Origin of the sequence: Peterkaempfera griseoplana (genome assembly GCF_001418575.1) — a bacterium.
Classification (GTDB): domain Bacteria; phylum Actinomycetota; class Actinomycetes; order Streptomycetales; family Streptomycetaceae; genus Peterkaempfera; species Peterkaempfera griseoplana.
In genome coordinates this window covers 1-8227 of the sequence record NZ_LIQR01000622.1, presented here as the reverse complement: position 1 = coordinate 8227, position 8227 = coordinate 1, and the positions used below count along the sequence as shown (strand labels likewise).

General features: G+C 73.2%; 10 protein-coding genes and 1 pseudogene. 4 read left to right on the top strand and 7 right to left on the bottom strand.

Annotated elements, in window-relative coordinates:
* The 3 genes and pseudogenes from AOK09_RS34305 to cobU form a co-directional block, all read right to left on the bottom strand.
* Positions 1 to 478: adenosylcobinamide-GDP ribazoletransferase (locus AOK09_RS34305; protein WP_169797105.1), on the bottom strand; the 478-nt coding region annotated here is incomplete at its 3' end.
* Between the two features lie 4 nt (positions 479 to 482).
* Positions 483 to 1538: a nicotinate-nucleotide--dimethylbenzimidazole phosphoribosyltransferase gene (cobT, locus tag AOK09_RS34300; RefSeq protein ID WP_055591123.1), complete on the bottom strand. Its 1056-nt coding sequence runs from the start codon at positions 1536 to 1538 to the stop codon at positions 483 to 485.
* A gap of 28 nt (positions 1539 to 1566) precedes the next feature.
* Positions 1567 to 2109, bottom strand: a pseudogene (gene cobU, locus AOK09_RS34295) (bifunctional adenosylcobinamide kinase/adenosylcobinamide-phosphate guanylyltransferase); the annotation flags it as partial.
* 135 nt (positions 2110 to 2244) lie between these two features.
* Between cobU and AOK09_RS34290 the strand changes: the two are divergent.
* Complete coding sequence (locus AOK09_RS34290) at positions 2245 to 2445, top strand: hypothetical protein (protein WP_055591121.1); 201 nt, start codon at positions 2245 to 2247, stop codon at positions 2443 to 2445.
* 113 nt (positions 2446 to 2558) lie between these two features.
* Here AOK09_RS34290 and AOK09_RS34285 read toward each other — a convergent pair whose 3' ends face one another.
* The 3 genes from AOK09_RS34285 to AOK09_RS34275 all read right to left on the bottom strand — a co-directional run bounded on the left by AOK09_RS34285 (position 2559) and on the right by AOK09_RS34275 (position 5069).
* Complete coding sequence (locus AOK09_RS34285; RefSeq protein ID WP_055591120.1) at positions 2559 to 3563, bottom strand: aldo/keto reductase family protein; 1005 nt, start codon at positions 3561 to 3563, stop codon at positions 2559 to 2561.
* Positions 3564 to 3588: 25 nt separating this feature from the next.
* Positions 3589 to 4332: a class I SAM-dependent methyltransferase gene (locus tag AOK09_RS34280; RefSeq protein WP_055591122.1), complete on the bottom strand. Its 744-nt coding sequence runs from the start codon at positions 4330 to 4332 to the stop codon at positions 3589 to 3591.
* Positions 4333 to 4472: 140 nt separating this feature from the next.
* Entirely contained in the window at positions 4473 to 5069 is a 597-nt protein-coding gene (locus AOK09_RS34275) for a DUF3043 domain-containing protein (RefSeq protein WP_055591119.1), read from the bottom strand.
* A gap of 266 nt (positions 5070 to 5335) precedes the next feature.
* Here AOK09_RS34275 and AOK09_RS34270 point away from each other — a divergent pair, with 266 nt between their 5' ends.
* Together AOK09_RS34270 and pspAA are read left to right on the top strand one after the other, a co-directional pair.
* Positions 5336 to 6115, top strand: coding sequence for a PspA/IM30 family protein (locus tag AOK09_RS34270; RefSeq protein WP_055591118.1), 780 nt, complete (start codon positions 5336 to 5338; stop codon positions 6113 to 6115).
* A 10-nt stretch (positions 6116 to 6125) separates the two neighbouring features.
* Positions 6126 to 6404, top strand: coding sequence for a PspA-associated protein PspAA (pspAA, locus tag AOK09_RS34265; RefSeq protein ID WP_055591117.1), 279 nt, complete (start codon positions 6126 to 6128; stop codon positions 6402 to 6404).
* An 82-nt stretch (positions 6405 to 6486) separates the two neighbouring features.
* Here pspAA and nadA read toward each other — a convergent pair whose 3' ends face one another.
* Positions 6487 to 7671 carry a quinolinate synthase NadA gene (nadA, locus tag AOK09_RS34260; RefSeq protein WP_055591116.1) on the bottom strand — a complete coding sequence of 395 codons (1185 nt, stop codon included), beginning with the start codon at positions 7669 to 7671 and terminating at the stop codon, positions 6487 to 6489.
* 223 nt (positions 7672 to 7894) lie between these two features.
* Between nadA and AOK09_RS34255 the strand changes: the two genes are divergently transcribed.
* Positions 7895 to 8227 (top strand): Lrp/AsnC family transcriptional regulator (locus AOK09_RS34255; RefSeq protein WP_055591115.1); only part of this gene is annotated, 333 nt, incomplete at its 3' end.

Sequence of the window (8227 nt, the reverse complement as noted above, 5' to 3'; positions counted from 1 at the left end):
ACCCCAGCGCACAGCGCGCCGCCACCGCCGCCGTCACCACCGCCAGCCCGCCCTGCCACGCGCCCGCCCCGAAGGCGCCCGCCAGGGCCGCGATCTGACCGAGCAGCACCAGCAGCAGCGTCAGCACCCCGAAGGGCCCGATGTCCGACTGCTTCATGATGCGCAGCGCGTCCTCCGCGGGCTTGCCGCTGCCCAGACCGTCGGCCACATCGGCCAGCCCGTCCAGGTGCAGACCGCGCGTCAGCCAGGCCAGGACGGCCACCGCGGCCACCGAGGCCAGCAGCGAACCCCCGCCGAGCAGGGCCACGGCCGCCCCGCAGCCCGCCGCGGCGGCGCCCAGCACCAGCCCCACCAGCGGAGCCCAGAGCATGGCCGCCCCGGCGGCCGGCCGGTCCCAGCGCTCCACCCGTACCCGCAGCACCGACAGTGTGCCGAAGGCGAACCGCAGCCCGTGCAGCGCAGGCCGGTGCCGGGTCACCCGCTCACTTGCTCTCGGGCTGCTCCGGCAGCTCCGCCGGCACCGAGGAGGCCGCCTGCAGCAGCGGCAGCGCCATCAGCGCGCCGACCCCTCCGCCCAGGGTGATCCGCTGGTCCTGCAGCGGCTCCAGGGTCAGCCGGTCGTACGCCTTGACCAGGGCCGGCTCCCCGGTCGCCTGGCCGGCCCGCCACCACTCCGGGGCCCGGAAGGCGATCCGCTGCGCCACCAGCGCGCAGGCCGCCGACACCACGCCGTCCAGCAGCACCGGGGTGCGCCGCACCGCGCTCTGCAGCAGGAAGCCGGTGAGCGCGGCGAAGTCCGCACCGCCGGTCGCGGCCAGCAGTGCGATCTGGTCGCCGAGCACCGGACGGGCGCGCCGCAGCGCATCGCGGATCGCGGCGCACTTCACCATCCACACCCGGTCGTCGATCCCCGAGCCACGGCCGGTGACCGCGGCCGCGTCGGTCCCGCAGAGCGCGCCGACCAGCACCGCCGCCACCGTGGTGGAGCCCACGCCGAGATCGCCCAGCACCACCAGATCGGTGCCGGAGTCGGCCTCCTCGTCGGCGACCGCCACCCCGGCCAGGAACGCCTGCTCGGCCTGGGCGTGGGTGAGGGCGTCCTCGATGTCGATGCGGCCGGAGCCGCGCCGCACCCGGTGGCGGACGACCTCCTCGGGGAAGCCGTCGGCGTCGGCGTCCACCGACATGTCCACCACCCGCACCCGGGCGCCGAACCGCTGCGCCAGCACGTTCACCGGCGCCGCGCCGTCCAGCACCGCCCGGACCCGGTCCGCGGTGGCGCCCGCCGGGAGCGCGGAGACCCCCAGGGAGGCGATCCCGTGGTCGCCCGCGAAGAGCACCACCTTCGCCTGTTCCACCGGCCTCACTGGGCAACGGCCCTGAACACCCGCCAGCCAGCCGCCGAGCTGCTGGAGCTGCCCCAGGGCGCCCGGGGGGACGCCGAGCGAGGCCCAGCGTTCCTCGGTCGCCTGCCGGGCGGTGTCGTCGGGCCGCTCCACCAGGGAGGAGAAGGCATCCAGGTCCACGGTGCTGTCCATGCTGTCCATCGTGACCGAAGGCTACCGGTCAGCCCTGCCGGATCGGCAAGACCTGCCCGGCGACCACCAGCAGCACACTCTCCGAGAGCTCCGCCAGGGCCATGTTGAGCCGCCCCAGCTCGTCCCGGAACCGGCGGCCGGAGGCCGTCGCGGGGACCACGCCCATGCCCACCTCGTTGGAGACGGCGACCACGGTACGGGAGGTGTCCCGCCAGGCGGCCGCGAGCGACGCCGACCGCGCCTGGACCGCCCGCTCGCCCCCGTCGGCCCACACCGCGTCGTCCCAGGCGCCGCACTCGTCCATCACCCGGGTGAGCCACAGCGCCAGACAGTCCACCAGCAGCGGAGCCGGGTCCGTGGTGTCGCGCAGCAGCGGTTCCAGGTCGCAGGTCTCCGCCGTGCGCCAGCCGGCCGGCCGGCGACCGCGGTGCAGCGCGACGCGCTGCGCCCACTCCGGGTCGTCCTCCCGGGTGCCCCCGGTGGCCGCGTAGAGGACGTCGGGATGCCCGGCCAGCAGCTGCTCGGCCCGGGTGGACTTGCCCGAGCGGGCGCCGCCGAGGATCAGGGTGCGCGTCATGCCGCTCATCCTGGCCGGTGGCCGCGGATGCCGCTTCGCCGGGGTGGGTGATCAGCGGGCCACTGCTCGACTACTCTGCGCTGTGGAGCGCGGTGGACGGCCGCGCAGGACGACTGGGAGGAGCCGGGCATGGCGTGGACGTGGCGGTACGAGAAGGCCGACGGCTCCGTGGTCGCCCCCGCCGAGGGGCAGGAGGAGTTCCCGACCCAGGGCGACGCCGAGTCGTGGATCGGCGAGAGCTGGCAGCAGCTGCTGGAGGACGGGGTGGACCAGGCCGCGCTGCTCGACGACGGCACCGCCGTCTACACCATGAGCCTGCACGAGGGCTGATCCGGCTCGGCCGGACGGGCGCGGGGCGGCGGGGGAGGACCCCGTCGCCCCGCACCTGTGACCACAGGGGTGCCGCCCGTCCGGTCAGTGCCGGGCCGGCGGCGGCGTGTCCGCTACGGGCGGGCCGTGGGAGCGCCCTCCGCGGTGCGGGCCGGGTCGCGGTCCACCACCGGGTCGAGGACCGCGTCGATGGCCTGGAGCAGGTCCGCGTCCAGCTTGACCCCGGCCGCCTTGGCGTTCTCGCCGACCTGCTCGGGCCGGGAGGCGCCGATGATCGCGGCCGAGACATTGCTGTTCTGCAGCACCCAGGCCACCGCCAGCTGGGCCAGCGACAGGCCGGCCTGGTCGGCCAGCGGCCGCAGCTGCTGCACCCGCTCCAGCACGTCGTCGCGCATCCAGCGGGAGACGAAGTTGGCTCCGCCCTTGCTGTCGGTGGCCCGGCTGCCGGCCGGCGGCTCGGCGCCGGGGAGGTACTTGCCGGTGAGCACGCCCTGCGCGATGGGCGACCAGACGATCTGGCCGATGCCCAGCTCCTCGCAGGTCGGCACCACCTCGGCCTCGATCACCCGCCACAGCATGGAGTACTGCGGCTGGCTGGAGACCAGCGGGATGCGCAGCTCCCGGGCGAGCGCGTGCGCCTCACGGATCTGCTGGGCGGTCCACTCGGAGACGCCGATGTAGAGCGCCTTGCCGGACCTGACCACGTCGGCGAAGGCCTCCATGGTCTCCTCCAGCGGGGTGGAGGGGTCGTAGCGGTGGGCCTGGTAGAGGTCGACGTAGTCGGTCTGCAGCCGGCGCAGCGAGCCGTCGATCGACTCCATGATGTGCTTGCGGCCGAGTCCGCGGTCGTTGCGGCCGGGGCCGGTGGGCCAGAAGACCTTGGTGAAGATCTCCAGGCCCTCGCGGCGCTCGCCCTTGAGGGCACGGCCCATGACGGCCTCGGCGCGGGTCTCGGCGTAGACGTCGGCGGTGTCGAAGGTGGTGATGCCCGCGTCCAGGGCGGCACGTACGCAGGAGACCGCGGCCTCCTCCTCGACCTGGGAGCCGTGGGTGATCCAGTTGCCGTAGGCGATCTCGCTGATCACGAGGCCGCTGCGGCCGAGATGACGAAAGTCCATGCATGGGACTGTATCTCGCGGATGATCAACCCGCAGCGCGCCGGCCCCCCAGCACGTGCAGCAGCGCCGCCACCTGCCGGTACGGGTCCTCGCGGCCGGCCCGTTCCTCGGCGTCCAGCAGCTGCGCCAGCTGCCGGCCGTCCGCGGGCAGCGGGGCGTCGTCGGGCACCGCGTCGGTGAAGACCCGTACGCCGTACCAGTGCCGCAGCGGCACATCCATGTCGCTCAGCGCGGTCGCCAGCCGGTCCAGCCGGTCGGCGCGGGCGGGCAGCCCCAGCCGGTTGGTGTAGTGGCCGTCGCCGTCGAAGGCCTGCAGCGCGCCCCGCCAGTCGCCGGTGAGACCGGCGCGCATGGCTGGTGCGCCGCCGTTGCGCACCAGCAGCGACAGCAGTCCGCCGGGGGCCAGCACCCTGGCCAGCGAGGCCAGCATCGGGCCGGGCTCCGGCAGGTACATCAGCACGCCGTGGCAGAGCACCAGGTCGAAGCTGCCGGGTCCGAACCAGCGGCCGCACTCGCGGCCGTCGCCGCCGAGCAGCCGCACCCGGGCGCGTACCTCGGGTGCCTCCGCCGCCAGCGCGGCCTGGGCCGCCCCCAGGGTGACCGGATCGGGGTCCAGGCCGGTGACCAGGTGCCCGGCGCGGGCCAGCCGCAGCGCCTGGGTGCCCTGGCCGCAGCCGGAGTCCAGGACCCGCAGCTGCCGGCCGTGGCCCTCCCCGAAGTGCGCGGCCAGCTGCTCGTCGAGCTGCCGGGCGACCAGCTCCTGGCGCACCGTGGTACGCAGGCTCCCCTGCCGGGAGAGCCAGGCCCCGGCGCCCGGGACGAGGCCGGAGGCCGGGGCGGGCAGGTTGTCGTGGCCGCCGCCGCCCTGCCCGGGCACCGCCACCGGCCAGTACGGGACCGGCTCCGTGCTCAGAGCTGCGCCCCCCGCTTCACCTGCGGCTTGGGCAGCCGCAGCCGCCGCATCTGCAGGGTGCGCATCAGCGCGTAGGCGGTGACGCCGCGGTGGCTCTCGTTGGGGAACCGCTCCCGCAGCTGCTTGCGCAGGCCCAGGGCGTGCCGCAGCGAGTCCGCCACGATGGCCACGATGATCAGCAGCCAGAGCATCAGCGAGACGAACTGCAGCCCCGGGTTGCGCAGCACGCTGAGGATCAGGATCACCACGGCGAACGGCAGGAACCACTCGGCGACGGTGAACCGGGAGTCCACGTAGTTGCGCGCGAAGCGGCGGACCGGCCCCTTGTCGCGGGGCGGCAGCGCCCGCTCGTCGCCGCTGAGCAGCGCCAGGCGCTGCTTCTCCCGCTCGGAGCGCATCCGGGCGCGGCCCTCACGGGCCGCCTCCTTGCGGTCCTTGGGGACGGAGACGCGGGTGCGCCGGTTGGCCTGCGCCTCGCTGCGCTTGGGCGTGGGCCTGCCCTTGGGCGCCTGCGGGTTGCGGGACTGGGGGGCCTGCTCCTCCGCGAGTGCGGTGGCAGCGGCGGGGGCATCCTGGGAACGACGTCGGAACACGTAGAGAAGAGTACGTGCTGGGGGCGTCCGACCCCTAGTCCCGTCCTGGCGCTGCCCGGGCGGACCCGTACGGGAGGCGCCTCCGCCCTGCGGATCATCCCGGCAGGGAGCGGATCCGCCGTGCGGACGATGTCCGGCCCGTCCCGGGTGTAGCAGGCTTGTTGCAGGCAGGTGCGCTGCGGACGGCGCCCGCGAGCCCGTAGTGTTGGTACGAGAGAACAGCTGGCCTGAGAAGGGGGCGCCCGAGGCCCATGAGCGACGGAATCATGAAGCGGATGGGGATGGTCTTCCGCTCCAAGGCGAACAAGGCCCTGGACCGTATGGAGGACCCGCGCGAGACGCTCGACTACTCGTACCAGAAGCAGCTGGAGCTGCTGCAGAAGGTGCGCCGGGGAGTGGCCGATGTCGCCACGTCGCGCAAGCGCCTCGAACTCCAGCTCCAGCAGCTGCAGCAGCAGTCGGCGAAGTACGAGGACCAGGGGCGCAAGGCGCTCTCCCTGGGCCGCGAGGACCTCGCGCGTGAGGCGCTGACCCGCAAGGGCGCGCTGACGCAGCAGATCAGCGATCTGCAGGCGCAGTACCAGCAGCTCCAGGGGGAGGAGGAGAAGCTCACCCTCGCCTCCCAGCGGCTGCAGGCCAAGGTGGACGCCTTCCGTACCAAGAAGGAGACCATCAAGGCCACGTACACCGCAGCCCAGGCGCAGACCAGGATCGCCGAGTCCTTCTCCGGCATCTCCGAGGAGATGGGCGACGTCGGCCTGGCCATCCAGCGGGCGGAGGACAAGACCGCCCAGCTGCAGGCGCGGGCGGGCGCGATCGACGAGCTGCTGGCCTCGGGTGCGCTGGACGACCCGAGCGGGATGCGCAAGGACGACATCGAGGCGGAGCTGGAGCGGATCGGCGGAGGTGCCGACGTCGAGCTCGAGCTGGCCCGGATGAAGGCCGAGCTGTCCGGCGGCTCCGCGGGGCCGCAGGCGCTGGAGCAGGGCGGCGGTGTCCAGTCGCAGCCCTCGTCGCAGGACACCCCCAACCGCTTCGAGAAGTGAGGGTTCGGTCATGATCGTCCGGATCATGGGGGAGGGCCAGCTGGACGTGGCCGAGAGCCACCTTGACCGGCTGAACGAACTCGACGACGAACTTCTCGAGGCTCTGGACAGCGGCGACGAGGACGCCTTCCGCACCACCCTGGGCCGTCTGCTGGCGGCGGTGCGGGCGGCGGGTTCGTCCCGGCCGGCGGACTCCCTGGAGCCCTCCGACCTGATCCTGCCGAACGAGGACGCCACGGTCGAGGAGGTCCGGCGTCTGCTGCGGGACGACGGTCTGATCCCCGGCTGAGCAGGTCAGCGGCCGTACGACAGCACTGAGGGCCCGGCGGACGCCGGGCCCTCAGTGCTGTCGTCGTGCGGCTGCGGGCCGGTCAGGGAAGGGCCAGCATCTGGTCGAGCGCCGCCTTGGCGTACTTCTCGGTCTCGGCGTCCACCTGGATCCGGTTGACCACCCGGCCGTCGGCGAGCGACTCCAGCGCCCACACCAGGTGCGGCAGGTCGATGCGGTTCATGGTGGAGCAGAAGCAGACCGTGCGGTCGAGGAAGACGATCTCCTTGTCCGGGTGGGCCTTGGCGAGCCTGCGCACCAGGTTGAGCTCGGTGCCGATGGCCCACTTGGAGCCGGCCGGGGCCGCGTCCAGCGCCTTGATGATGTACTCGGTGGAGCCGACCAGGTCGGCGGCGGTGACCACCTCGTGCCGGCACTCCGGGTGGACCAGCACGGTCACCCCGGGGATGCGCTCGCGCACCTCGTTCACCGAGTCCAGCGAGAAGCGGCCGTGCACCGAGCAGTGGCCGCGCCAGAGGATCATCTTCGCCGCGCGCAGCTGCTCGGCGGTGAGGCCGCCGCCGGGCTTGTGCGGGTTGTAGACGACGCAGTCCTCCAGCGACATCCCCATCTTCTGGACGGCGGTGTTGCGGCCGAGGTGCTGGTCGGGCAGGAAGAGCACCTTCTCGCCCTGCTCGAAGGCCCAGCCGAGGGCGCGCTCGGCGTTGGAGGAGGTGCAGATGGTGCCGCCGTGCCGGCCGGTGAAGGCCTTGATGTCGGCGGAGGAGTTCATGTACGCGACCGGAACGGTGACGTCGGCTATGCCGGCGTCGCTGAGGACGTCCCAGCACTCGGCGACCTGCTCGGCGGTGGCCATGTCGGCCATGGAGCAGCCGGCGGCCAGGTCGGGCAGGACGACCTGCTGCTTCTCGCTGGTGAGGATGTCCGCGGACTCCGCCATGAAGTGCACACCGCAGAAGACGATGTACTCCGCCTCGGGGCGGGCGGCCGCGTCGCGGGCCAGCTTGAAGGAGTCGCCGGTGACGTCGGCGAACTCGATGACCTCGTCGCGCTGGTAGTGGTGGCCGAGGATGAAGACCCGGTCGCCGAGGCGGGCCTTGGCGGCGCGGGCGCGCTCCACCAGGTCCGGGTCGGAGGCCGCGGGGAGGTCTCCGGGGCACTCCACGCCGCGCTCGCTGTTCGGGTCGGCCTCGCGGCCGAGGAGGAGCAGCGCGAGGGGGGAGGGCTGGACGTCCAGCAGAGGCTCTGCGGCGGGTGTGGTGGTCACGGGCCGATGCCCTTCTTCAATGCCAACGGGCTTTTCGTCTATCTGACGCTATCTATCATAACCCGTTTGCGTCAGATTGACGATGGGCACCGGGGCGATGTGACATGGATGACCCGTCGTGATCACAGCGAACAATCCCAGGCACTAGCCTGGTACGGGCGTCGAATCGCAAGGCCCCGGGGCGGATCGCCCCGTCAACACCACCGGCCGGGAGCCGCATCGCATGAGCACGCCCGATGCTGATCTTGACGACGTCGACCGGAGGCTGCTGCGGCGCCTGGGAGAGGACGGCCGGGCCTCGTACGCCCGCATCGGCATGGAGGTCAACCTCTCCGCCACCGCGGTCAAACGCCGCATCGACCGGCTGCGCGCCCGCGGGGTGGTCCGCGGCTTCACCGTGGTCCTGGACCCCGGGCTGCTGGGCTGGACCACCGAGGCCTTCGTCGAGGTCTACTGCCGCGAGCGCACCTCCCCGGAGGAGATCCTGGCCAGTCTGCGCAAGTTCCCCGAGGTGGCCGCCGCCTGGACGGTCACCGGCGACCCCGACGCCCTGGTC